The organism is Polymorphobacter multimanifer (assembly GCF_014205635.1).
Lineage (GTDB): Bacteria > Pseudomonadota > Alphaproteobacteria > Sphingomonadales > Sphingomonadaceae > Sandarakinorhabdus > Sandarakinorhabdus multimanifer.
The window spans coordinates 37,475-60,616 of sequence record NZ_JACIIV010000006.1; the positions used below are offsets into that span (position 1 = coordinate 37,475).

The window sequence follows — 23,142 nt, forward strand, 5'->3', positions numbered from 1 at the left end:
ACGGACTTGTTGGCCTTGTGTTGGTTTTTGCGCCGGTGGCGCCGTCGCTGGCTGCCAGCAATATTTTATTCATCGGTAACAGCTTCACCTATGGTGGGCGCGAGGGGGCGCCCGAACCTTCGGCGCGCGGGTACAAGCCGTTTACGGTGCTGGACCTGAATGGCACCTCGATCGGCGGGGTGCCGGCGCTGTTCAAGGACTTTACCGTGCAGCTGGGGCTCGATTATTCGGTGAGCCTGGCGGCGGTGGGCGGGACGAGCCTCGAATATCATTACGACAACCGGCTCGCTGTGATCGACAAGGCGTGGGACAAGGTGGTTCTGCAGGGGCATTCGGTGCTGGACCCGCTGAACCCCGGCAATCCGGCGAGCCTGATCACCTACACCGGGCTGCTGGCGGATGTTTTCGAGGCGCGCAACGATGATGTGGAGATCTATCTCACCGCGACATGGTCCCGCGCCGACCTGACCTATCGCCGGGAGAGCCCGTGGCTCGGGCGGCCGATCGATGCGATGGCCAATGATATTGCAGCGGGATATGCGCTCGCCGCGGCGGCATCGCCGCATATCACCGGGGTGATCGCGGTGGGTGCAGCGTGGAACGATGCGATGCTGACCGGGCTGGCGGACAGCAATCCCTATGACGGCATTGGCGCCGGGCAGATCAATCTCTGGTCGTCCGACCGCTATCACGGCAGTCTGTACGGCTATTATCTATCGGCGCTGATGCAGCTGGGTGCGGTGACCGGCGCCGACCCGCGGCGGCTTGGGGCCGCCGAGAATGTGGCGGCGCATTTCGGCTTTTCGGCCGATCATACGGTGCAGTTGCAGGATATCGCCTATGACCGGCTGCTGGCGAGCGGCGCATTTTCCGCGGTGCCCGAGGCTGCGACCTGGGCGATGCTGGTGTGCGGCTTCGGGCTGGTCGGCGGGGCGCTGCGGCACCGGCGTGCCGGGATGGCGACGACGGCGACGCGCTGAAGCGACCCTCTCCGACCCCTTCCTGGAAGGGAGGGGAGGCTTTTCGTCTTCAGGGGCAGGTGGCGAGGGCAGCGGCGGCGAGTTCGGCTTTTGCTGCGGCGAGGTCGGCCTTGAAAGCGTCGGTCTCGGCCTGTTTCTGGTAGAGGGCGGTTGCCAGGATGCGGCCGTGGGTGACGTCCGACAGCCAGTGGACGCGGCAGGCGAGGCGCAGGTCTCCGGTGGCCTGGCCGAAGCTGCGGATGGCGTCGGCGCGCTCGGGCAGGGCGTCCGACAGGATGAGCGCCCAGAGCCAGCCGATCCCGGCGTGGCCGCTGGGATAGGCTTTGCCAAGGGCTTCGCCGATGCCGTCTGCCGCATCGGGGTCGCAGGCCTGGCCTTTGTCGGTGGTGAAGGGGCGATTGCGGCCGAATTTCTCCTTGGCGGCGGCCATGGGGGGGACGAAATCGGCGGCGGCGCGGGTGAGCAGGGCTTGCGTCGCGCGGCCGGGCTGCTTGCCAATCGCGCAACCGAGCGCCTGCTGGAAGCTGGCGCTGCGGATGCTGAGCTGCTCGATGGCGGACTTCCAGGCGGGGCTGCCGACGCCGCTGGCGCTGACGGCATAGGTGTAGCGATCGGCCACTTCGGCAGGGGAATTTTTCACCGGGGGCGGGGGGAGCAGGGGGAGGATGCTCATTGCGGCATCCCTTGTGAGGTAGCCGGAGGTGGTGGCAGCGCTCATTGCGGTGGCGGGAGGTGCAGCGGGGGGAGCGGCGGGCTGGGCGAGGGCCGGTGCGGCGAGCAGAGTGGCGGCAACAAATGGCTTGAAGTTCATGACCTTGGCTCCCCGATTTCTGCCATGGTGGCGTGTGCGGGGCTGTGCCGCAAGGCCGCAGGGGGCAAATGAATTCGCCACCCCCTTGATTGTTTGGTGGATGAGGGTGACATTCGTGTTGCAAGCCGAGCCCCTGGTGGCCGTTCTCCTGAAGGATGCGCCGCCGTGACGGGTGAGGCACATGATCGGCGGGGATTCCCCCGCCCTATGAGGAGAGCGGGATGCCATCCTTCACCCGAGAGCTCGAAAAGACGCTCCACAATGCGCTGGCCGAAGCCGGTCGCCGCACGCATGAATATGCCACGCTCGAGCATCTGCTGCTGGCGCTGACATCGGACAATCATGCGCTGGCGGTGATGAAGGCGTGCAATGTCGATGTCGAGGAGCTGGGCGGCCAGCTTGTCGGCTATCTGGATACCGAGCTTTCGGCGCTCAAGGCCGATGCGTCGGTCGATCCTTCCCCCACCGCAGGCTTTCAGCGGGTGGTGCAGCGCGCCATTCTGCATGTGCAGAGTTCGGGTCGGGACGAGGTGACGGGCGCCAATGTGCTGGTGGCGCTGTTCTCCGAGCGCGAGAGCCATGCGGTGTTCTTCCTGCAGCAGCAGGACATGAGCCGGCTCGATGCGGTGAGCTTCATCAGCCATGGCATTGCCAAATCCGGCCAGTCCGAAAGCCGGAACCCCAAGGGGTCGGCCGACAAGGACGAGCCCGAGGCGGACAAGCCGCGTGCCAAGACCGAAAAGGGCGGCAAGGAGGCGGAGTCGGCGCTCAAGCAGTTCACGGTCAATCTCAACGAAAAGGCGAAGATCGGCAAGATCGACCCGTTGATCGGGCGTCATGCCGAGGTCGACCGGACGATCCAGATCCTGTGCCGCCGCTCGAAGAACAACCCGCTTTATGTGGGCGATCCGGGCGTGGGCAAGACGGCGATTGCCGAGGGCTTGGCGCGCAAGATCATCGAAGGGTCGGTGCCCGATGTGCTGAAGCCGGCAGTGATCTATTCGCTCGACATGGGCGCGCTGCTCGCCGGCACGCGCTACCGTGGCGACTTCGAGGAGCGGCTGAAGAATGTCGTGAACGAGCTCGAGAAGCTGCCCCATGCCGTGCTGTTCATCGACGAGATCCATACGGTGATCGGCGCCGGGGCGACGTCGGGCGGGGCGATGGATGCGTCCAACCTGCTCAAGCCTGCGCTCAGCTCGGGTGCCATTCGCTGCATCGGGTCGACGACCTACAAGGAGTTTCGCAACCATTTCGAGAAGGACCGGGCGCTGCTGCGGCGCTTCCAGAAGATCGATGTGAACGAGCCTTCGGTCGAGGATACGGTGAAGATTCTCATGGGGCTGCGGCCTTCCTATGAGGAGCATCACAAGCTGAAGTACACCCCCGAGGCCATCAAGGCCGCGGTGGAGCTGAGTGCGCGCTACATCAACGACCGCAAGCTGCCCGACAAGGCGATCGATGTGATCGACGAGACGGGGGCGAGCCAGATGCTGCTTGCCGAGCACAAGCGCAAGAAGGTGATCGGCGTGAAGGAAGTGGAGGCGGTGATTGCCACCATGGCGCGGATTCCGCCGAAATCGGTCTCGACCGACGACACCAAGGCGCTGGCGACGCTGGAGAGCGACTTGAAGCGCGTGGTCTTTGGCCAGGACAAGGCTATCGAGCGGGTGGCTTCGGCCATCAAGCTGGCGCGTGCCGGCTTGCGTGAGCCGAACAAGCCGATCGGCAGCTATCTGTTCTCGGGCCCCACGGGTGTGGGCAAGACCGAGGTTGCGCGGCAGCTGGCCGAGATCATGGGCATTCCGCTCACCCGCTTCGACATGAGCGAGTATATGGAGCGGCACAGCGTCTCGCGGCTGATCGGGGCGCCGCCGGGCTATGTGGGCTTCGACCAGGGCGGGCTGCTGACCGATGCGGTGGACCAGCAGCCGCATTCGGTGCTGCTGCTCGACGAGATCGAGAAGGCGCATCCCGACCTTTACAACATCCTTCTGCAGGTGATGGACAATGGCAAGCTGACCGACCACCACGGCAAGACGGTCGATTTCCGCAACACCATCCTCATCATGACGACCAATGCCGGGGCGGCCGACATGGCGCGTGAAGGCGTGGGCTTCGGATCGGTGCAGCGGACGGGCGAGGATGAAGAGGCGATCAAGCGGATGTTCACGCCCGAATTCCGCAACCGCCTCGATGCGACGATCGCGTTCGATTATCTGCCGCCATCGGTGGTGGCGCGGGTGATCGACAAGTTCATCCTGCAGCTCGAATTGCAGCTGGCCGACCGCGAGGTGCATATCGCGCTGACCGACGAAGCCAAGGCCTGGCTGACGCTGCGCGGCTATGACAAGCTCTATGGCGCGCGGCCGATGGGGCGCCTGCTGCAGGACAAGATCAAGCAGCCGCTCGCCGAGGAACTGCTGTTCGGCAAGCTGGTGAACGGCGGCGAAGTGCGGGTGCATGTGAAGGACGACGACCTCGCCTTCGAGATCGTGCCGGCGCTGAAGAAGCCGCCACGGTTGAAGAAGCCCAAGGCGGCGAAGGCGCTGCTGCCGCCGCCTGTGGAGGTCTGAGCTAGGGGCCTCCGGCGGCCGGGGCCTCAGGCCCCGGACCCCTTGAATGGGCCGTCGTGCTTTCCGGAGGTTTCCGGGAGTGCGGCGGTCTGTTTTTTTGTTTTATGATGGCCGCCGCCAGCTTTCATGCGGCATTTGTATCGGACTGCGTCGCAGCGTTCGATCGCGGTGCGGTTTTGTCCGAGCTGATTGGCAGCTGGTGGCGGGGCGCGGAATGGCAGCTTTCGGGAGAGTGACGCCGGTCCGTTCCTGAATTGCGCAATTGCTCCGCCGTTGACGGTCATACCTTGACGTGTATGTCCATATATGTAGACTTATGGGATGCGATCCCGCAAGCCTTCGCCTCAAACAGTTCGCGTGCTCGCGGCGTTGCTGGCCCGCGCTGCGGACTGGCGTTATGGCTATGAGCTTACCAAGGAAATCGGTTTGCCATCGGGGACGCTTTACCCGGTGCTGATGCGATTGGCCGACCAAGGGTTGCTGGACGCCGAGTGGCGCGCATCGGACAGGCCTGGTGCACCGCCCAGGCATGCTTATCGCTTGTCCCGGACAGGTGTTGCCTTCGCGCTGGCCAGCGTCGACGCGGCTGCTGCAACAAACACCCTGCCCGGGGCCACGCTCGCATGATGCGGCGTCTTGCCTTGATGCTCTGCCAAGCGTCCGGCCGACTGTTGCCGGCATCACGCAAGCGCTGGGCCGATGCGATGTTCGTCGAACTGGCGCATGCCGGCAATGATCGCTCGGCGCTGGTCTTTGCCGCCGGCTGCCTGCACGCCGCGCTGCATGAACGCCTGCGCGATCTCGACACGCGCTTCGCAGCCGGACTGTGGTCGATCGGCATCGTCACCGCGCTGTTCGCCGTCTGGCAAATGCTTTGTGCTGCGCATGGGATCGCCGTGATTTTCGGCGCCACCGACGGGATGCACGTTGCTTTGGTGGGCCGGGGCGCCAGCGCGTCATTGATTGCCCGCTATGACGCCGCGCGGCCTGTGGTTGTTGGCTGTTTCGTTCTTCTTGGCTGCGCGCAGCTTGCCGGCGCCTGGTTCCTCAGCCGAAGCCAGTTGCGCCGGTTCGTGCTTGCGTCCTGCGCTTCGCTGATCATCGCTGCGACCGCCGTTGGCATCCAGTTGTCGATCATCTGGAAGCTTGATGGGGTGCCTTCGGAATTTTACGCGCTTCTCGTGCAGGCAGTCGCGGTTCCTGCTCTGCTCGGGTGGTTCCAGCGTCAGCAGGATCGGCCGGAGGAAACATGAGCAGAGCATCGACACGGACCATCGCGGCATTGCTGTTCGCTTCAAGCCTTGCAAGCGCCGGAAATGCACGCGCACCGGCACCGAAAGCCGAAGCGATTGTCGCGGCTGCCAAGCTGGCTACCGGAGGGGCTGCTTGGGACAAGCTGCAAGGCTGCATCGAGGAAGGCACTCACGACGATGGTGCCGTCAGCTACCGAACGCGGTTCAGCCTTCGGGATTATGGCATGCGGATCGACAGCGAACGCAGCGGCCAGCAACGTTCGATGGGTTTCAATGGCAAGGTTCGCTGGCAATCGACCGCTGACGGCAAAGTCGACATTGTCTCCGACCCGGCTGCAATCAAGGAAGCCACGCTCACCAACTATCTCAGCATAAACGGCTTCTTCTTCCCTGACCGCTTTCCGGCCACATTCAAATATCTCCGATCTGCAGAGGAAGGCGGCAAGAGTTTCGACGTCGTTGAAATCTCCCCGAAGGGAGGTCGCGCCTTGGAGGTTTGGTTCAACGGTCGAAGCCACCTGATTGGGCGTGTCGTCGATACATACGGTTCGCCGGCGGTGAGGGTCGAAGCCAGCGATTACCGCAAGGTCGATGGGTTGACCGTTGCCTACAAGCTCGAGGTGTTCACGCCAGATGGCGCGGTCGCCGATCGAGGGGTGTTGACCTCTTTTCATTGCGGCGCGATCGACAGCAGCATCTTCGAGCCGCCTGCCGCAAAGTGATACGGTGCCACACTCTGCGCCTTGCGCTGGCGAGCCGAGGTTTGGCCATTCGGAGCAATGCTCTCGCAACATGCGAGGCCTCTGAAGTCTGGATCAGGTACGCGCAGCAACCGTCGTTCGGCTGGAAGCGCTACTCGGCGGGTATGAAGCGAAGCGTACCTGCCATGCGTGTCGGTCCGCCGGTGTCGTTCGGATGATTCACACCGTCGACGACGGGTACATCGAGGAAGTCGAATGGGCTCACCCCATCAAGGCAGGCGACATTGACCCCATACTGGTTCTGGTTGGAGCGGCGCTGATGGTGGGTGTAGATCCCGCAGCGGGAACAGAAGAAGTGCTTCGCTGATCCTGTGTTGAACTGATAGCTGGTCAGAGCTTCCTCACCTTCCACGATTCTCACGCCGCCCATTTCGGCTGAAACCGCCACTGCTCCTCGCATCCTGCAATATGAGCAGGTGCACCGACGAATTGTGTTGAAGCCGTCGCTCAAGGTCGCTTCGAAGCGCACCGCGCCGCAATGGCATTTGCCGACACGAACATTCTGGTTATCCATCTCGATCCTCGCAGCAGAGATGGTGTGAGCCTACGTCCACTTTCAGCGCAGCCACAACGGCAATGTGATGACATGCTCCTGGGCCCCCGGACGAGCCCGGGGCGACGGGGAGGGTGTTGGCGCAGGGGCGATGCCCACGTCAGGGGTGCAGGGGACAAGTCCCCTGCCCGCCGGAGGCTTGGTTGTCAGAAGCGCAGCTTGACGCCGCCCATGGCCATGCGGGGGGCGCCGGGGCGGGCGCCGTCGGGGGAGAAGCTGGCGTTGTAGGCGACGTTGAAGACGTTGCTGACGGTGCCGAAGAGCGAGACACCGGGGCGCAGGTCGAAGCCGGCGGAGAGATCGACGAGGATGCGGTCGTCGATCAGGTCGAGGCCGGTGATGCCGCCCTGGCCGGCGGTGGCGCGGGCCTTGCTGACATAGTTGAGGGTGGTGTCGAAACGCAGCCGATCGAGCTGGAGGCCGGCGTTGACGGCGATCTGGTGCTCCGGGATGTAGGGCAGGCGGTCCCCGATCGCCACGGTGCCCCAGGGGGCGTAGCTGCTGGCAAAGGCCGTCTGGAAGCGGGCGTCGGTGTAGGTATAGACGAGCGAGACCGGCACTTCGAAGCCCTGGGTGGCGACGTTGCCGAGCACGGTGCTGGCGGTGGCCTCGATGCCCTTCACTTCGACGGCACCGCCGGCGAACTGATCGCCGATGTTGCAATCGCCGCCCGAGGATGCGGTGCAGGTGCCGACGAGGTTGCTGTAATCGTTGAAGAAGCCGATGACTTCGGCGCGCCAGGCTTCGGTGCCGAAGCGCACACCGGCTTCGTAGTTCCAGGAGGTTTCGGCCGCCACGGTGGAGCCGGGGGCGGGGCTGGCAAAGCCGCGGTGGGCGCCGGCGATGAGGCGGACATCATCGGCGAGGCGCAGCGTGGCGGCGAGGCCGGGGATCCAGACATCGACCTTTGAGGTGTTGATGGCGGTGGGGGTGGCGCGGACAGCGTCTCCCAGTGCCCAGCGGGTCTGGGTGAGGTCGATGGTTTCGTAGCGCAGGCCGGGGACGAGGGTGAGCGGGCCGGCTTCGATCGTGTCCTGCACGTAAAAGGCCCAGGCCTTGGCGTCGCCGCGGCGATTGTCCTGGCTGCCCGGCGCGCCGGGGGTGGTGAGGACGAGGCGGCCGTTCACCATCTGGAAGCGGTCGTCCTGCTGGAAACGGTCTTCGCTGTCTTCATGGTAGCGCGCCGAGACTTCGAGGGTGTGGGCGATGCTGCCGGTGTCGAAGCCGGCGGAGAGCGCGGTCTGGGCGCCGGTGGACTGGTAGATGCGGTTGTTGTCGCGGACGCGGAGCGAGCCGGCGCGGCCGGTGAAGCCTTCGGCGCCGACGAGCTCGGCGAACTGGATGGGGGCGGCGGCGGGGTTTTCGAGGACGCCGGCGATGCTCGTCCAGCCGGTGTTGGCGGTGTTGCGGATGTCGTTCAATTTGTACCAGGACCGCGCGGTGTCGTTGCGATAGGCGATGGTGGTGACGCGGACGCGGTCCGAGATTTTCCAGTCATGGGTGAGCTGGAAGGTTTCGTGGGAGACGTTCATCACGTCGGCGGCGCTGGCGTTGTAGCGGCGGTTGGGGGAGGTGCGGAAATCGGCGAGGGTGAGGCCGAGATAGGTTTCGTCGCTGCGCTCGGTGTAGCGCTGGTATTTGAAGGTGAGGGCGTGGGCGCCATCGGTGGAGCGCAGGCCGAGTTTTGCGACCATGTCCGAAATCTTGAAGCCGGTTTCCCCACCGGCATCGATGGTCTTGAAGCCATCGCTGTGCTCGTAAAGGCCTTCGATGAGGCCGCCGACTTCGAGGCCGCCGCCAAGGCCGGCCCAGCCGCCGACCGAGCCCAGGGCGCGCTGGCTGCCATAGTTGCCGGCGAGGAGATCGACGCGGCCGCTGATCTCGCCGGCGGGGCCATCGGGGAGGGGGGTGGAGAAGAAGTTGATCGCGCCGCCGACGGTGCTGGGGCCGTATTTGATGGCAGCGGGGCCCTTGGCGACTTCGACGCCCTGGATGCGGGCAAGGCGGGGGAAATAATAGGCGGCGGGGGCGGCATAGGGGGCCGGCGAGATGAGGACGCCATCCTCCATGATGGCGACGCGCGCCGAGCGATCGGTGCCCGAGCCGCGGATGCCGATGTTGGGGCGCAGGCCGAAGCCGTCTTCCTCCTGCAGGAAGACGCCGGGAACCTGGCGGAGGATGCGGTTGACGTCGCCATAGGAGAAGCGATCGAGCGCCTGCGCATCGAGGACGGTGACCGAGCCGCCGATATCGAGCGTGCCGAGGCGCGAGGCGGTGACGGTGATGAGGCCTGCGCCCCAGTCGGTATCGTCTGCAACGATGTTTGCAGTGGAGGGGACTTCGGCGGCCTGCGTGGCTTGCGCGAGCGCGAGAGCGAGCAGCGAGGTGGTGAGGGCAAGCTTCATCGGGGTCCGTTCGTCGCTATTGCAAATTGGTTGCAGCGGCTGACTAGAATCGTGTTTTGGACTCGGCAAGCGGTTTTTGCGACGCAGTTGCAGTTTTTTGGGGTGCTGTCGGTCGATGATGGCGGGCGGGCGGGGACCCCCACCCCGCCTCGACCAGGGGGTGCGCGTCGTTGGTCCCCCAAGGGGGAGCGAGGGTGATTTCCTCAATGTCCGGTGAGCAGGGCCTTGACGCCGGCGGCGTGGGTGCGGCCGACGGGGAGTTGCAGGCCATTGACGAGCTCCACCTGCCAGCCGCTGCTGCGGCCGTGGAAGAGCCGGGCTACGTGGTCGCGCCGCACGATGACCGAGCGGTGGATGCGGACGAATTTTGCCGGATCGAGTCGCGCTTCGAGGGTGGATATGGTTTCGTGGATGAGGAAGCTGCGGGTGGCGGTGGTGAGGCGCATGTAATCGCGCTCGGCCTGGACATGTTCGACATCGTCGGCGGCGACGCGCACCATTTCGCCGCGCTGCGGAACCCAGAATTCGGCGATCCATTGCGGCGACGCGACCGGGGCCGGCATCGTCTGCCGCTGGCGGGCGCGCTCGAAGCCGCGAGCGAGGCGCGCGGCGTCGATCGGCTTCATCAGATAGTCGACGGCGGCGACTTCGAAGGCCGCGAGTGCGAACTGGTCGAAGGCGGTGATGAAGATGATGGCGGGGGCGGAGCCGGAAGCATCCTGGGGCAGGGCGGCGGCGAGTTGCAGGCCGGTCATGCCCGGCATGGCGATATCGAGCAGCAGGACGTCGGGGCGATGGACTTCGATGAGCCGCAGTGCGCCGGGGCCGTCGTTGGCGGTGCCGATGAGCTCGATCCCGGGAAGGCGGGCGCAGAGGATCTGCATGCGCTCGATCGCCAGCGGCTCGTCGTCGACGGCGAGGACGCGCAGGGTCGGGACTTCAGACACGCGACATTTCCAGCGGCATCTCCAGCTCGACCTTGTAGCCGCCGCAGAGGCGGGGGCTCGGCGTGCAGCGGGCGCGGCTGCCGAAGCGGGCTTCGAGGCGGGCGCAGACGTTCCTGACGCCGATGCCGTTGCCCGGCGGGGCGGCGCCGAGCGGGGCGGCATCATCGGTAATGGTGATGAACAGCCTTTCCCCCTCGGCGCGCGCGGTGATGCTGATGGTGACGGGAGCGCTGCTCATGGCGACGCCGTGGCGGACGGCATTTTCGACCAGCGGTTGCAGGATGAGCGCCGGCACACGCGCGGCGCCGAACTGCGGGGGGACGTCGATCTCGACCCTCAGCCGCTCGGGGAAGCGGACCTGCTCGATATCGAGGTAGAGCCGCTGCAACGCGATCTCGTCGGCGAGCGGCACATCGGCCTCGGGATCGGTGGCGAGGCTGGAGCGGAAGAAGGTGGAGAGGTTGAGGATCATCGCCTCGGCATCCTCGGCGCGGCCGGCCATGACCTGGGCGGAGAGCGAATTCAATGTGTTGAACAGGAAGTGCGGGTTGACCTGGTAGCGCAGCGCCCGGAGCTGGGCGGTCTGCGCCTCGGCGCGGAAGCGGGCGGCCTGGCGCTCGGCGCGCTGGACGCGGCCGGCATAGGCGAGGGCGATGTAGAGGATGCCCCAGGCGACGACGAAGAAATACCAGTTGGCGGCGAGGGCGGCGATATAATGCCAGATGCTGTCGGGGTTGCGCTTCCAAGCGGCGATTTCCTCGAGGATGCTCGGGCTGGGGGCGATGACGAAGAAGACGAGGTGGTTGGCGAGCGAATAGGCGAAGGCGATCGGTGCGCTGGCGACAAACACCAGGCCCACGAGCCAGCGGGTCGACCATTGGGCGCGGCGGGCGAGCAACTGCCAGAGGACGGCGGTGAGCGCGATGCCGATCAGGGTGACGATGCCGCGGCGCCACGCCATGCCGAGCTGATCGGGCTGATCGGTAAAGGCGATGCGCAGCGTGTTGATGAGGAAGTAGAAGGCCCAGAAGCCGGCGATCGACAGCAATGCCAGTCTTGTGGGGACAAGCGGCGCGTCATCGGCCTGTTGTGCTGCGTTCATCCTGCTGTCCTAGCCGCTGCGGGGCTGCAAGTCCCCCTGTGCTGCAGTCGTTCATCGAAGCGGGAGCGGCTTTTGTCGAAGCGGTGCGGCGGGGCTGCGCGGTTTGGGCTTCAACGCCGGCTTCCAACTGTCTTGCGGGAGCCCGTGATGCGTATTGCCCTTGTTCTGCTCATGCTTCTCGTGTCGGTTGCCAGCTTTGGCGGCCCCCGGCTGCATCTGGCACTGGAGGACCGCGGCGACCCCAATCCACGGCAGCTCGCGGTGAGTGCGACGACGCTGGGGATGTGTGCGGCGCTGATCGTGAGCTGGTCCCGGCGTTGACGCTGATCAGGAAAGCGGTTGATCTTCGGCCATGGCCTCGGCTTCGGCGACGGTGCGGGCGGTGAGGATGCGGCGCGCCAGCCCGTGATCATGGCCGGCGCGGAGCATGGCGGCGAGCGCGCGGCGGGCGGTGCCAGGATCGGGGGCGGGGTCTGACGTGGACCCCTCGCGGGCGAAGGGGCCGAGGCGGCGGCGGCGGGCAAAGCGCAGGGCCGCGGCGATGCCGTCATCGGGAATGTCTTCGTCCTCGGCTTCGGGGGTGGCGTCTTCCGATGAAATGCCGGCGGCATTGAGCGCTTGCGACACGCGGCGCTCGCCGAGGCCGCGGATGCTCATCGTGCGACGCTTGGCGGCGGCCCAGGCGGCGTCGTCGACATAGCCGAGCTCGACGATGCGCGCGACGAGCGCGTCGGGATCGGGCGGGGTGGCGCCCTCCCAGGGGCGATCGCGGAGCTTGCGGCGCAGATAAGTGCGGAGCTTGGCGGCGGTGGTGGCGTAGCGCGCGGCATAGTGGAGGGCGAGCGCCTGGAGCCTGGGCGCGTCGAGCGGTTTGGGTGGTGGAGGCGGACCGCGCTCGCGGCGCTTGCGCGGTTTCGGCCTCTCTTCATCGATCATGCCATCTTCTTGCCATGATCGGGCCGGAATTTGAACCCGCTGTGCTGCGATGACCTTGATGTCATAATGGCTCGGAACAGGGCCGGGTCGCATCGTTCAGGGAGATACGGGTTTGCAGATCGAGAGCACCCCGGAGGCGGAGACGGGTCTTGCACCCACCCCGACCTTCGACGACCTGCCGTACCGGCGCGCCGATTTCGGCACCGTGGGCGACGCGCTCGACTATGCCGCGCAAGGGCTCAAGGGCTTCAATTTCCACGATGCGCGCGCCGATCTGGTGCGCGCCTATCCCTATGCCGAGCTGGCGCGCGATGCCCGCACCCAGGCGCTGCGGCTGATTGCCGAGGGCGTGGCTCCGGGGGACCGGGTGGCGCTGATTGCCGAGACGGGGGCGGATTTTGCCGCGGCCTTCTTTGCTGCCATCTATGCCGGCGCCCTGCCGGTGCCGCTGCCGCTGCCGACGAGCTTTGGCGGGCGCGAGGCGTATGTCGAGCAGATTGCGGTGCAATTGCGCTCGGCCGAGCCGAAGATGGTGCTGTCTTCGCAAGGGCTGTTCGCGATGGTCGAGCAGGCGGCCGAGGGGCTGTGCGCGGCGCGTGACTGGACGAGCTTCTTTGCAGCACCCGCGCCGGTGGTCGAGCTGCCGCAGGCGGCTGCCGGCGACATTGCCTATCTGCAGTACAGCTCGGGCAGCACGCGCTTTCCGCACGGCGTGGCGGTGACGCATGAGGCGCTGCTCGCCAACCTTGCCGGCCATGCGCATTGCATGGAGGCCGGTGACGGCGACCGGGTGGTATCGTGGTTGCCCTGGTATCATGACATGGGGCTGGTGGGGTGCATGCTCGCACCCTTGGCGAACCAGATTTCGGTCGATTATCTCGCCACCGAGGATTTTGCGCGGCGGCCGCTGAGCTGGCTGACGCTGATCAGCCGCAACGCCCACAACACGCTGAGCTATTCGCCGACCTTCGGCTATGACATCTGCGCGCGGCGGATTTCGCCGAGCATCAACGTTGCCGAGCGCTTCGATCTTTCGCGCTGGCGGGTGGCGGGGAATGGCGCCGACATGATCCGCCCCGAAGTGATGCAGGCGTTCGTCGATGTGTTTGCCGCTGCCGGCTTCAAGGCTTCGGCCTTCCTGCCGAGCTATGGGCTGGCGGAAGCGACGCTCGCTGTTTCGATCATGCCGCTGGGCGAGGGGATCGTCTCCGACCTCATCGACGAGCGGACGCTTGCGGGGCTTTCGGGCGGGCGAACCGATAGCCGTCGTCCGACGCGCTACCGTGCCATCGTCAATTGCGGCAAGGCAGTGCCGGGGCTGACGATCGAAGTCCGCGACGAGACGGGGGCCGTGCTGCCCGACCGCAAGATCGGCCGGGTGTTCGTGAAGGGGATCGGCGTGATGGCGGGCTATTTCCGTGATCCCGAAGCCACCGCCGCAGCGCTTTCCGCCGATGGCTGGCTCGACACCGGCGACATGGGCTATCTGGCGAAGGGGTCGATCTTCATCGTCGGCCGCGCCAAGGACATGATCATCATCAACGGCAAGAACCATTGGCCGCAGGACATCGAATGGGCGATCGAGCAGCTGCCGGGGTTCAAGGCCGGGGACATTGCTGCCTTTGCCATCACCACGCCTTCGGGCGAGGAGGCGCCGGCGGTGCTGGTACAGTGCCGCACCTCCGACCCCGCCGAGCGCAGCAATCTGCGCGAGGCGATCCGCACCAAGGTGCGCGCCATCACCGGCATGAGCTGCGTGGTGGAGCTGGTGCCGCCGCGCACGCTGCCGCGGACCTCCTCGGGCAAGCTTTCGCGCTCCAAGGCGCGGTCGCAGTATCTTTCGGGGGAAATCCAGCCGTTCGATGTGGCGGCCTGAGGCGCGGTTGTTGACCGGCTGCTGACGCCGCCATACTCTACACTGATAATATCAGTGGGGGCGGACCATGGGGATCTACTGGAACTTGTGCGGAGCAGGTGCTTCGCTGAACAGCATCGTGATGGTGGGCACCCATGATGCCGGGATAAACAAGGGCAAATGGTACGCCAGGACGCAGAAGCATGACATCTGGCACCAGGCTTATAACGGAGTGCGGCTGTTCGACCTGCGCATTGCCGCCGGCACATCGGGGGGCACGACGGGGGGCGTGAAAAACGCCGAGCTTCGGTCCTATCATGCCGATGGTGCAGCCAAGAAGCAGGAGACCAAGACCCGCTATCTCGAGGATCTCGGCCGCAACCAGCAGCTGGAACGGTCCAGCATCCGGATGGGCACTTTCGGGGATTCGCTGCAGAGCATGATTGACCAGGCCAAGAACTATGTGGAGTCGGAGCCCAACGAGTTTCTGATCCTGAAGTTCGACAAATGCCTGAAGTGGGCGCTGGTCGCGGAAGCCTGTGTGACGCTGCTCGGCAACCGGATCTACAAGGGTGGCGGCGATCTCAACATCAAGACGCTCGACGACCTGAAGGGCAAGGTGATCTGCGTGTTCACCCAGGATGGCCTGAACGCCATCGGCAACCAGTATGGACCGGCGGACGGCATATTGGGTATCCGCAACCTGAATGGGTCTGCCGGCGGCTATGATGCCGGGTATGAAGGGCTGCAGTATTTCGGCAAGGGCGGGACGTCGTTGACGGGGCTGACGCCGACATCCGAAAACAAGAAGAAGCAGCGGGGGCTGATGGTGGCCGGCGTGGGGAGCGACCCGCGTGCCATGGGCATGATGTACTGGACCAGCACCGGGCTGCTGGGCAATGTGCGGTTTCGCAACTGGATGATGTGGAAGGGCTCCAACCGGGCGGCGCTGAAGGCGACCTGGAACACCGGGCTGCAGGCGGCGATCGACGACCGGCTGAACGGGCAGAATGTGCTCGATGGGGGCGGGAACCTGCTGAAGACCTTCATGCCCAATATCGTGATGATCGATTTTGCCAACAGCGACCGGTGCAGCCTGATCCTCGACCTCAACAATGTTGCGGCGCATGAGCTGGCGCAGGCGGCGCAATTTGTAGCGGCACAGGGGCTAGACGCTGCGGGATGACGCTTGCGATCACCGGCGGGACGGGATTTGTTGGACGGCGGGTGGTGCAGTTGGCGCCGCCGCCGGTGCAGGCGCTGGCGCGGCGGACGCAGCCCGAAACGGCAGGGGTGCGCTGGATTGCCGGCGATCTTGCCGACCGCGGCGCGCTGGGGCGGCTGTGCGAGGGGGCTTCGGCGGTGATCCATATCGCCGGGGTGGTGAATGCGCCCGACCGGGCGGGCTTCGAGATCGGCAATGTGCGCGGCACGGCCAATGTGGTGGCGGCGGCGCAGGCGGCGGGGGTGCGGCGCTTCGTGCAGGTGTCCAGCCTGTCGGCGCGCGAGCCGGGGCTTTCGGATTATGGTGCCTCCAAGGCGGCGGCCGATGCGGAGGTGATGGCGAGCGGGCTCGATTGGGTGATCGTGCGGCCGCCGGCGGTCTATGGGCCGGGTGATACCGAGATGCTCGATCTGTTCCGGGTGGCGCGCTGGGGGCTGGGGCTGGCGCCGGGGGGTGCGGGGGGACGGATTTCGATCATCCATGTCGATGATCTGGCGCGTGCGCTGCTGGCGCTGGCGGGGGGTGGCCCGCGGCAGGAGATTCTGGAGCTCGATGATGGCCGGGGGGATGCGGCGGACGGCTATTCGCATGCCGAGTTTGCCGACCTGATGGGGGTGGCGCTCGGGCGGCGGGTGCAGACGTTCGGGGTGCCGGGCGCTGTGCTGGGGGCGGCGGCTGCGGTGGCGACGCTGGCGGCGAAGGCGGGGGGCACGCAGCCCAAGCTCAGCCGCGACCGGGCGCGCTACATGGTGCATCCGGACTGGGTGGCACGCGGAGGCAATGCGCGACTGGCGGAACTTTGGGCGCCGAAGGTCGGCGCGGCGGAGGGGATGGCGGAGACGGTCGCGGGGTATCGGCGCAAGGGCTGGCTCTAGCGCCTTGCTGTGGTGGGTTCCTGTCGGAAAGCCGGAGCCAGACTTTTTCGGATCACACTTCAGGCCTGGACGAGTTGCAGCAGCAGCGCGGCCAGCGTGAGCACGATGCCGACGATGAAGATGCGATAGGCATAGCCGAGGTAGCGGTATTTCTTGCGCTTGAGCACCAGACCCTGCTGGTGGACATCGCGGAGCATGGCTTCGTAGATCTGCTCGTCGGTCGCCATGATGGTGCGCATGCGGGCCTGGAAATCGGCTTCGTCGAGATCGGCGAAGACGCCGAAGAACAGCATGTTGGGCTGGAAGCCCGGCGCCTCGACCTTGGTGGGGGACTTGCCGAACGCGGGGACGACCGCAAGCATGCAGCACAGTGCCGCGAGGAATGCGGTGAGGGTGAGGATGAGCAGCGGCGGCTGCAGATTGACGAGCGTGCCGTTGCGCACGACGAGGGCGAGCATGACCGAGGCGACGCCGAGCAGCATGTTGGCTTTCTGGTCGGCCATGGCGGACAGGGTCATGTGCTGTTGCTGGATCGTCCGCAGCATGTAGATCGAGTGCGGATGCGATTGTTTCGGCAAGTCGTCCATGCGCGCGCGCCCCCGTTACCACGGCGGGCATTGATTGCACCTCCTGCGGCGTTTGGCCAGAGTGGCGGAAGCGCCTGCGCTTTGGGGGACGCATTGCCGCCATTTGGCCATATAATCCTGCAAATGGGCGACATCGCCTGACAGGATTTTCCATGACCGACCGTGCCACCATCTATGCCCGCATCATCGACCTCATCGAACCGCTCAACCCCAAGGGCGTGGCGTTGACCGAGGCCACAACCTTTGCCGGGGACCTTGAGATGGACAGCCTGACGGTGATGGACCTTGTGGCGAGCATGGAGGATGAGTGGGACATCGTGATGCCCTTGAACATGCTCCCCGATCTGGAGACCATCGGCCAGGTCGCCGATGCTGTGACGAAGCTGGTGGTCAAGTGAGCGACCTGTTTTCGAAGTTCGATGCGCTGATTGCCGAGCGCGCCGGGGTGCTTTCGACCGGCATCCGCGATCCGTTCGCGATCGTGATGGAGGAGGTGCTCTCCCCCACCGTGGCGATGATCCAGGGGCGTGAGACGATTTTGCTCGGCACCTACAATTACATGGGGATGACCTTCGACCCGGATGTGATCGCGGCGGGGCAGGATGCGCTGGCACGGTTCGGGGCCGGCACGACCGGCAGCCGGGTGCTCAACGGCACCTACCAGGGCCACAAGGAGTGCGAGGATGCGCTGATCGCATTCTACGGCATGGAGCATGCCATGGTGTTTTCGACCGGCTATCAGGCGAACCTCGGCATGGTCTCGACGCTGGCGGGGAAGGGGGATTACATCATCCTCGACGCCGACAGCCATGCCTCGATCTATGACGGCTGTTACCTGGGCAATGCCGATATCGTGCGCTTCAAGCACAACAGCGCCGAAGACCTGGAGAAGCGGCTGCGGCGGCTGCCGGCCGAGGCGCACAAGCTGGTGATCCTCGAGGGCGTCTATTCGATGCTCGGCGATGTGGCGCCGCTGAAGGAACTGGTGGCGATCGCCAAGGCGCATGGCTGCATGGTGCTGGTGGACGAGGCGCATGGGATGGGCTTCTTCGGCGAGCATGGCCGCGGCGTGTATGAGGCGGCGGGCGTGGCCGATGATGTGGATTTCGTGGTCGGCACCTTTTCGAAGTCGGTCGGCACGGTGGGGGGGTTCTGTGTATCCAACCACCCGAAGTTCGAGATTCTGCGGCTGGTGTGCCGGCCCTATACCTTCACCGCCTCGCTGCCGCCGGCGGTGGTGGCGTGTGCGGCGACGAGCATTCGCAAGCTGATGCATGCCGGGGACAAGCGCGAGCGGCTGTGGGCGATGACGCGCACGCTGCATGGCGGGCTGAAGGCGCGCGGCTTCCGGCTGGCGACCGAGACGCCCGAGAGCGCCATCGTGTCGGTGCTGATGCCCGACCAGGAGACGACGGTGCGGATGTGGGCGGCGATGATCGAGCTTGGCGTGTATGTGAACATGTCGCGCCCGCCGGCGACGCCTGCGGGGGTGTTCTTGCTGCGCTGCTCGCTGTGTGCGGAACACTCGGCGGAGCAGCTTGCGACGGTGCTTGACCGCTTCGCGATGGCAGCCGAGCATGTAGGCCTTTTCAGGCAAGCAGCGGAGTAAAACCATGCGCATCCCGGTCCTTCTGATGGTGGCAGCAGGGCTGGGGGCGGGGATGGGGGCGGCACCGCTCGCGGCCGAGGTGCGGGTGGTGGCCGATATCGGGCTGAAGGGATCCGAAGCGGCGCGCCATGATGCCGAGGCCGATGTGATCTTCGTGTCCAACCTGGGCGAGCGCGGGCCGGGGAATGACGGCTATATCTCGCGGCTCGGCCCCGATGGGCAGGTGCTGGCGTTGAAATGGGTGGAAGGCGGGCGGAACGGGGTGACGCTCGTCGATCCGCTCGGCGTGTTCGTGCAGGGTGACATTGTCTATGTCGCCGATACAAGCACCGTCCGCCGGTTCGACCGCAAGACGGGGGCGCCGCGGGGGGACACGGCGGTGCCGGGTGCGGTGCGGCTGAATGACCTGAGCGTGGATGCGAAGGGGGAAATTCTCGTCACCGACAGTGGCAGCGACGACCGTGCGGGGGCGATCTACCGGATCGACCCGGCGGGCAAGGTGAGCGAATTTGCGGCGCGTGATGCAGCACTTGAGCGGCCGAACGGGATTGCGCACATGCCCGATGGCAGTATCGTGCACGGCGGGCGCGGGGTGAATCTGGTGTTTCGCGGGCGCGACGGGAAAATCTTGCGCGAGGTGACGCTGCCGACCGGGCGGATGGACGGGATCATCCCGCTGGCGGACGGGACGCTGCTGGTGGCGAGCCAGGACGGGCATGGCGTGTACCGGGTGCCGCCGGGGGGCAAGGCGGAGATGGTGGCGAAGGACATTCCGATTCCCGCCGCCATCGGGCTCGATACCAAGCGGAACCGGCTGATCATTCCGCAGATCGTGGCGGCAACGTTGACGTTCGTGGATCTGCCGTGATGCGGCGGGCGATATGGGCGCTGATGCTGGCGGGGGCGCTGGCGGGAGCGCCGGTGATGGGGCAGGCGGTCGATCCGCCGCGGCATGCGACGCACCCGGCCGCCAACAAGCAACTGCTGCTGCCAAGTGCGGGCGTGGGGTTGAACGCGCTGTTCTTCCTGGCGGCGGGGCCGGAGCCCAAGCCGACAATCATCCTGCTGCACGGGCTGCCGGGGAATGAGCGCAACCTCGACCTGGCGCAGGCGATCCGCCGTGCGGGGTGGAATGTGCTGACCTTCACCTATCGCGGGGCCTGGGGCTCGCCGGGTGCGTTCAGTCTGGCGAACAGCATCGAGGATACGGCGGCGGCGCTGGCGTTCGTGCGGACGCCGGATGCGGTGGCGCGCTACCGGATCGACCCGCGGCGGATCGTGCTGGCGGGGCATTCGATGGGCGGCGCCAACGCAGCCCTTGTGGCGGCGGAAGCCGATGGGCTGGCGGGGGTGGCGCTGCTCGATGCCGCCAACTTCAGCATCCGCGCCGAGGCGCTGGCGAAGGGCGGCGAGGCGGAGATTGCCAAGGTGGCGGCGGGGTTCGACGATTTCGGCAATGCGCTGGCGGGGAGCAGCCCCGATGCGGTGGCGCGCGAGATTGCGGCAAAGGGCAAGGGCTGGGACCTGGTGCCGCTGGCGCCGAAGCTGGCGCGGTTTCCGGTGCTGAGCCTTTATGCCGAATACGGCATTGCAGCGCCGAACAAGGCGCTGGCGGCGGCGATCGCGGCGCAGCCGGGGGCGCGGCTGACGGTGGCGGCATTGCCGACGAGCCATGGCTTCGAGGACCGGCGGCTGGAGCTTGGAGCGCGGCTGGTGGCGTGGTTGGAGGGGCTTGTGGCCGGCCGAGGCGCATCAGTACGCTGAGGCCTGCCGGCAACAAGGGCAAGCGACCATGGGCGATGCTGCACCATAGCCGGTCGGCAAGGTGCGTCATGCCTTTGTTAATGATCTCGTTTAATAATATGGCCAAGAATTTAACGAAACTGATTGCACGCCGTGACGGTGTCTGATCGGAGTTGCAATGCGTGATTTTCTGGAAGATGGCCGCCTCGATGCCTTGCATCGCCTGAACTTGCTGGACACAGGTGCAAGCGAAAGTTTCGACCGGATCACGCGCATGGCAAGCCAGATTTTCGGGCTTCCGATGGCAGCGATATCACTGACCGATCGTGATCGACAATGGTTCAAATCCCGCGTCGGGATCGGTCACAGCAGTATTCCGAGGTTCAAGGCGCCTTGTGCGCAGGTGGCGGGATCGAAGGAAGTGCTGGTCATCGAAGATCTGCATGGCGATCCCACCTATTGCGACAGCCTTCTCGGCCGCAACGGAACGCGATTTTATGCTGGCGTGCCGCTGGTCACCAGCGATGGTTATGGGCTTGGATCATTGTGTGTTTTGGGAACGGCGCCACGGACAGCATCGGAGTCGGAACTGGCAACGCTGCGTGATCTGGCGGCCATGGTCATGGCGCAGATCGAACTTCAGCATGCTTTCGGACGGCTCGATCCTGTCAGCGGTCTGGCAACATGCCACCAGTTTTACGAAGACCTGGCTGATCTGGCGCTTGACGAGGCGGGGCAGCCGAAGGTTCTGGTTGTGGTCAAGTTTGCGCGCGATGACCAGATCAATGGCATCATGCGGGCGATGGGGGGAGCGCGTGTCGACGAGCTTGTCCGCGAGGCAACACACATCTTGCGCGACGGGCTGGAGGGACAGCCGAAGGTCTATCATGTCGGCGCCGCGCAATTTGCGTTCCTGATGCCGTCGGCCAGCAAGCATCCGACGTTGTTTCCTCGGCTTCGGGAACACCTCAATATGATGCGGCTATCCTCCTCGACGCGCTATGTGGCGAATATTGCCATCGGGGTTCGGCCGTTCGTGCTTGCCGAGGCTTCGGCGAGGGATCTGCTGCGCGGGGCGTTGACTGCCGCGGAAGACGCCCACCGCACCGATGACTTCATTTCGACCTATTCCGAGACGCGTGATGGTGCGCATCGTCGGCGCTATGCCTTGCTCGAGGATTTTGGCGCGGCACTTGAAGCCGATGACCAGCTGAGCCTCGTCTATCAGCCGCGCGTCGAACTGGCGACCGGCCGGTGCATCAGTGTCGAGGCTTTGCTGCGATGGCGGCACCCGCGGCTCGGCGATGTGTCGCCTTCGGAATTCATCCCCATTGTCGAGCAGACATCGCTTGCGCGGGCGACCACGCAGCGTGTTCTGGAAATGGCGCTGGACCAGCTTGCGAGGTGGGACATGGCCGGTATCGAGCTCATGGTCTCGGTGAACATTTCGGCTGCCAACCTTGCCGAGCCCGATCTTGCCCAGCGTATCCAGGCGGCGCTCGTCGAACGGCAATTGCTTGCCAGCCGGCTCGAAATCGAACTGACCGAGAGTGCGACGATGGATCATCCCGAGCAGGCGCTCGGCATGTTGCGGCAGCTCGATGCTGCCGGCATCTGCCTCTCCATCGACGATTTCGGCACCGGCTACAGCAGCCTTTCCTATTTGCAGCGCATGCCGGTGCAGGTCCTCAAGATAGATCAGGCGTTTGTAAGCAATCTTGGCGAAGCGCCCGGGGCCGACCATGTTCTTGTGGATTCGATGATCCAGCTGGCGCACCGGCTGGGTTACCGCGTGGTTGCCGAAGGTGTCGAGACGGGTGACACCCTGGCCGCACTGAGAGAAATGGGATGTGAGGAAGCGCAGGGCTATCATTTTGCGCTGCCGATGGAGGCTGACGAGCTTGCTCGCTGGTTGAGCCGGAATGGGCAGGCCGAAAATTGCCTGGCATCGACGGATTGAGGCGGTTTGGCACTTCGCGCGGGCCGGCGGATGCTGCCGCGATATCGCCGGCTTCGCCGCACCGTCTGCCACGTGCGCGCGATCACTTCCGGGCAGGAAGCGATCAAGGGGTCAGGCGGCGGCCGGCGTTCTGGAGGCGGGCGAGGACTTTGGGGTCGTTGATGCGGCGGTAGCGGGCTTCGACGAGGCTGAAGATGCCGAACAGGCCGAGTCCGATGGCGACCGCCATGCGGGGCCAGCCGGTGAGCCAGCCCAGGGCTTCGCCGAGGCCGCCGGCTTGTTCGGCGCTGGCGGCGGCGCCGGCTTTCCAGAAGAACCAGGCCATGATGGCGAAGACGACGCCGCGGGCTGCGTAGCCGCCGCGGCCTGCCCATTTGACCCAGTCCTGCGCTGCGGCACGCGAATCGAGCTGCTTGAGGAAGCTGCCCTTGATGGCTTTCACGAGGTTGACGACGGCGGTGCCCAGAAGTGCGGCGGCTGCCAGCATCAGCAACCATTCGCCGCCGGGGAGGCTGAGTGCCGTTGCCGCGCCTTCCTCGGTGCCTCCGCCACCGCCACTGCCACCGCCACTGGCGCCGGCAGGCTGTCCCGCTGCGAGCCTTGCCGTGTAGACCCCCAGCCCCAGATGGATGATGCCGCTCACCGTGCCGCCGGCGCGTACTGCCAGTCCCTTGGCCTTGCTGCCATGGCCTTCGCTGTCGATGAAGACTTCCGCGAGCCGCCATATGCCATAGGCGAAGAAGCCAAGTGCCATGACGGCGAGGATGGCCCGCCCGGCGCCGCTGTCGAGAAGCTTGAGGGCGTCGGGGCCGTCTTCGGCGCGGCCCCACCAGAGTGCAAGAAACGCGATGAGAAGATACATGATGCCGCGTGCGGCAAAGCCCATGCGCGTTGCCGCTTCCATCTTGCCAATGCCGTTCATGGCAGTGCCGTTCATTCCTGTCTCCCTTGCGGAGGAAGAACG

Annotated in this window: 23 protein-coding genes; 15 read left to right on the plus strand and 8 right to left on the minus strand. The window is 65.6% G+C overall.

Features of this window, described 5'->3' with window-relative positions; genetic code table 11:
- The first annotated feature begins 17 nt into the window (after positions 1–17).
- Positions 18–980, plus strand: coding sequence for a PEPxxWA-CTERM sorting domain-containing protein (locus FHS79_RS18720; protein WP_243453271.1), 963 nt, complete (start codon positions 18–20; stop codon positions 978–980).
- 49 nt (positions 981–1,029) lie between these two features.
- Here FHS79_RS18720 and FHS79_RS04815 read toward each other — a convergent pair whose 3' ends face one another.
- Positions 1,030–1,791 (minus strand): phosphatase PAP2 family protein, encoded by a 762-nt coding sequence (locus tag FHS79_RS04815; RefSeq protein WP_184196226.1) that lies wholly within the window; start codon positions 1,789–1,791, stop codon positions 1,030–1,032.
- Between the two features lie 221 nt (positions 1,792–2,012).
- On the opposite strand from FHS79_RS04815, the gene clpA reads away from it, so the two are divergent.
- The 5 genes from clpA to FHS79_RS04835 all read left to right on the plus strand — a co-directional run bounded on the left by clpA (position 2,013) and on the right by FHS79_RS04835 (position 6,342).
- Positions 2,013–4,367 carry an ATP-dependent Clp protease ATP-binding subunit ClpA gene (gene clpA / locus FHS79_RS04820; RefSeq protein WP_184196228.1) on the plus strand — a complete coding sequence of 785 codons (2,355 nt, stop codon included), beginning with the start codon at positions 2,013–2,015 and terminating at the stop codon, positions 4,365–4,367.
- A 104-nt stretch (positions 4,368–4,471) separates the two neighbouring features.
- Positions 4,472–4,603: a hypothetical protein gene (locus FHS79_RS19120; RefSeq protein ID WP_279380419.1), complete on the plus strand. Its 132-nt coding sequence runs from the start codon at positions 4,472–4,474 to the stop codon at positions 4,601–4,603.
- Positions 4,604–4,724: 121 nt separating this feature from the next.
- Positions 4,725–4,994 carry a PadR family transcriptional regulator gene (locus tag FHS79_RS04825; RefSeq protein WP_341534414.1) on the plus strand — a complete coding sequence of 90 codons (270 nt, stop codon included), beginning with the start codon at positions 4,725–4,727 and terminating at the stop codon, positions 4,992–4,994.
- Positions 4,991–5,620: a hypothetical protein gene (locus FHS79_RS04830; RefSeq protein WP_188945040.1), complete on the plus strand. Its 630-nt coding sequence runs from the start codon at positions 4,991–4,993 to the stop codon at positions 5,618–5,620. The genes FHS79_RS04825 and FHS79_RS04830 overlap by 4 nt, the downstream gene beginning before the upstream one ends.
- On the plus strand, positions 5,617–6,342 hold the full coding sequence (locus FHS79_RS04835; RefSeq protein WP_184196237.1) for a LolA family protein: 726 nt from the start codon (positions 5,617–5,619) through the stop codon (positions 6,340–6,342). The genes FHS79_RS04830 and FHS79_RS04835 overlap by 4 nt, the downstream gene beginning before the upstream one ends.
- 130 nt (positions 6,343–6,472) lie before the next feature.
- Here the strand turns inward: FHS79_RS04835 and FHS79_RS04840 are convergent, their stop codons facing one another.
- The 4 genes from FHS79_RS04840 to FHS79_RS18725 all read right to left on the minus strand — a co-directional run bounded on the left by FHS79_RS04840 (position 6,473) and on the right by FHS79_RS18725 (position 11,388).
- On the minus strand, positions 6,473–6,895 hold the full coding sequence (locus tag FHS79_RS04840; protein ID WP_184196240.1) for a GFA family protein: 423 nt from the start codon (positions 6,893–6,895) through the stop codon (positions 6,473–6,475).
- A gap of 185 nt (positions 6,896–7,080) precedes the next feature.
- Complete coding sequence (locus tag FHS79_RS04845; RefSeq protein ID WP_184196243.1) at positions 7,081–9,339, minus strand: TonB-dependent receptor family protein; 2,259 nt, start codon at positions 9,337–9,339, stop codon at positions 7,081–7,083.
- A gap of 203 nt (positions 9,340–9,542) precedes the next feature.
- Positions 9,543–10,286 (minus strand): LytR/AlgR family response regulator transcription factor, encoded by a 744-nt coding sequence (locus tag FHS79_RS04850; RefSeq protein ID WP_274603621.1) that lies wholly within the window; start codon positions 10,284–10,286, stop codon positions 9,543–9,545.
- On the minus strand, positions 10,279–11,388 hold the full coding sequence (locus tag FHS79_RS18725; protein WP_243452664.1) for a sensor histidine kinase: 1,110 nt from the start codon (positions 11,386–11,388) through the stop codon (positions 10,279–10,281). The genes FHS79_RS04850 and FHS79_RS18725 overlap by 8 nt, the downstream gene beginning before the upstream one ends.
- 147 nt (positions 11,389–11,535) lie before the next feature.
- Here FHS79_RS18725 and FHS79_RS04855 point away from each other — a divergent pair, with 147 nt between their 5' ends.
- Entirely contained in the window at positions 11,536–11,709 is a 174-nt protein-coding gene (locus tag FHS79_RS04855) for a hypothetical protein (protein WP_184196246.1), read from the plus strand.
- A gap of 6 nt (positions 11,710–11,715) precedes the next feature.
- Here FHS79_RS04855 and FHS79_RS04860 read toward each other — a convergent pair whose 3' ends face one another.
- On the minus strand, positions 11,716–12,324 hold the full coding sequence (locus FHS79_RS04860) for a regulatory protein RecX (RefSeq protein ID WP_184196249.1): 609 nt from the start codon (positions 12,322–12,324) through the stop codon (positions 11,716–11,718).
- A gap of 112 nt (positions 12,325–12,436) precedes the next feature.
- Between FHS79_RS04860 and FHS79_RS04865 the strand changes: the two genes are divergently transcribed.
- The 3 genes from FHS79_RS04865 to FHS79_RS04875 all read left to right on the plus strand — a co-directional run bounded on the left by FHS79_RS04865 (position 12,437) and on the right by FHS79_RS04875 (position 16,279).
- The gene (locus FHS79_RS04865) at positions 12,437–14,200 is read left to right on the plus strand and encodes a fatty acyl-AMP ligase (RefSeq protein WP_207792225.1); all 1,764 of its coding nucleotides are present in this window, start codon (positions 12,437–12,439) and stop codon (positions 14,198–14,200) included.
- 67 nt (positions 14,201–14,267) lie between these two features.
- Positions 14,268–15,365 (plus strand): PI-PLC domain-containing protein, encoded by a 1,098-nt coding sequence (locus FHS79_RS04870; protein WP_184196251.1) that lies wholly within the window; start codon positions 14,268–14,270, stop codon positions 15,363–15,365.
- Positions 15,362–16,279 (plus strand): NAD-dependent epimerase/dehydratase family protein, encoded by a 918-nt coding sequence (locus FHS79_RS04875; RefSeq protein WP_184196254.1) that lies wholly within the window; start codon positions 15,362–15,364, stop codon positions 16,277–16,279. The genes FHS79_RS04870 and FHS79_RS04875 overlap by 4 nt, the downstream gene beginning before the upstream one ends.
- A 59-nt stretch (positions 16,280–16,338) precedes the next feature.
- Here the strand turns inward: FHS79_RS04875 and FHS79_RS04880 are convergent, their stop codons facing one another.
- Positions 16,339–16,866: a Pycsar system effector family protein gene (locus tag FHS79_RS04880; protein ID WP_184196257.1), complete on the minus strand. Its 528-nt coding sequence runs from the start codon at positions 16,864–16,866 to the stop codon at positions 16,339–16,341.
- A gap of 152 nt (positions 16,867–17,018) precedes the next feature.
- On the opposite strand from FHS79_RS04880, the gene FHS79_RS04885 reads away from it, so the two are divergent.
- The 5 genes from FHS79_RS04885 to FHS79_RS04905 all read left to right on the plus strand — a co-directional run bounded on the left by FHS79_RS04885 (position 17,019) and on the right by FHS79_RS04905 (position 22,178).
- Positions 17,019–17,264, plus strand: a complete 246-nt coding sequence (locus tag FHS79_RS04885) for an acyl carrier protein (RefSeq protein WP_184196260.1) — start codon at positions 17,019–17,021, stop codon at positions 17,262–17,264.
- Entirely contained in the window at positions 17,261–18,475 is a 1,215-nt protein-coding gene (gene spt / locus FHS79_RS04890; protein ID WP_184196263.1) for a serine palmitoyltransferase, read from the plus strand. The genes FHS79_RS04885 and spt overlap by 4 nt, the downstream gene beginning before the upstream one ends.
- A 4-nt stretch (positions 18,476–18,479) precedes the next feature.
- Positions 18,480–19,343 (plus strand): SMP-30/gluconolactonase/LRE family protein, encoded by an 864-nt coding sequence (locus tag FHS79_RS04895; RefSeq protein WP_184196266.1) that lies wholly within the window; start codon positions 18,480–18,482, stop codon positions 19,341–19,343.
- Positions 19,343–20,239: an alpha/beta hydrolase family protein gene (locus tag FHS79_RS04900; RefSeq protein ID WP_184196269.1), complete on the plus strand. Its 897-nt coding sequence runs from the start codon at positions 19,343–19,345 to the stop codon at positions 20,237–20,239. The genes FHS79_RS04895 and FHS79_RS04900 overlap by 1 nt, the downstream gene beginning before the upstream one ends.
- A gap of 157 nt (positions 20,240–20,396) precedes the next feature.
- A complete protein-coding gene (locus FHS79_RS04905; RefSeq protein WP_184196272.1) occupies positions 20,397–22,178 on the plus strand; it encodes a sensor domain-containing phosphodiesterase in 1,782 nt (593 codons plus the stop codon).
- Between the two features lie 103 nt (positions 22,179–22,281).
- Here the strand turns inward: FHS79_RS04905 and FHS79_RS04910 are convergent, their stop codons facing one another.
- Positions 22,282–23,115, minus strand: coding sequence for a DUF1206 domain-containing protein (locus FHS79_RS04910; protein ID WP_184196275.1), 834 nt, complete (start codon positions 23,113–23,115; stop codon positions 22,282–22,284).
- Between the last annotated feature and the right edge of the window lie 27 nt (positions 23,116–23,142).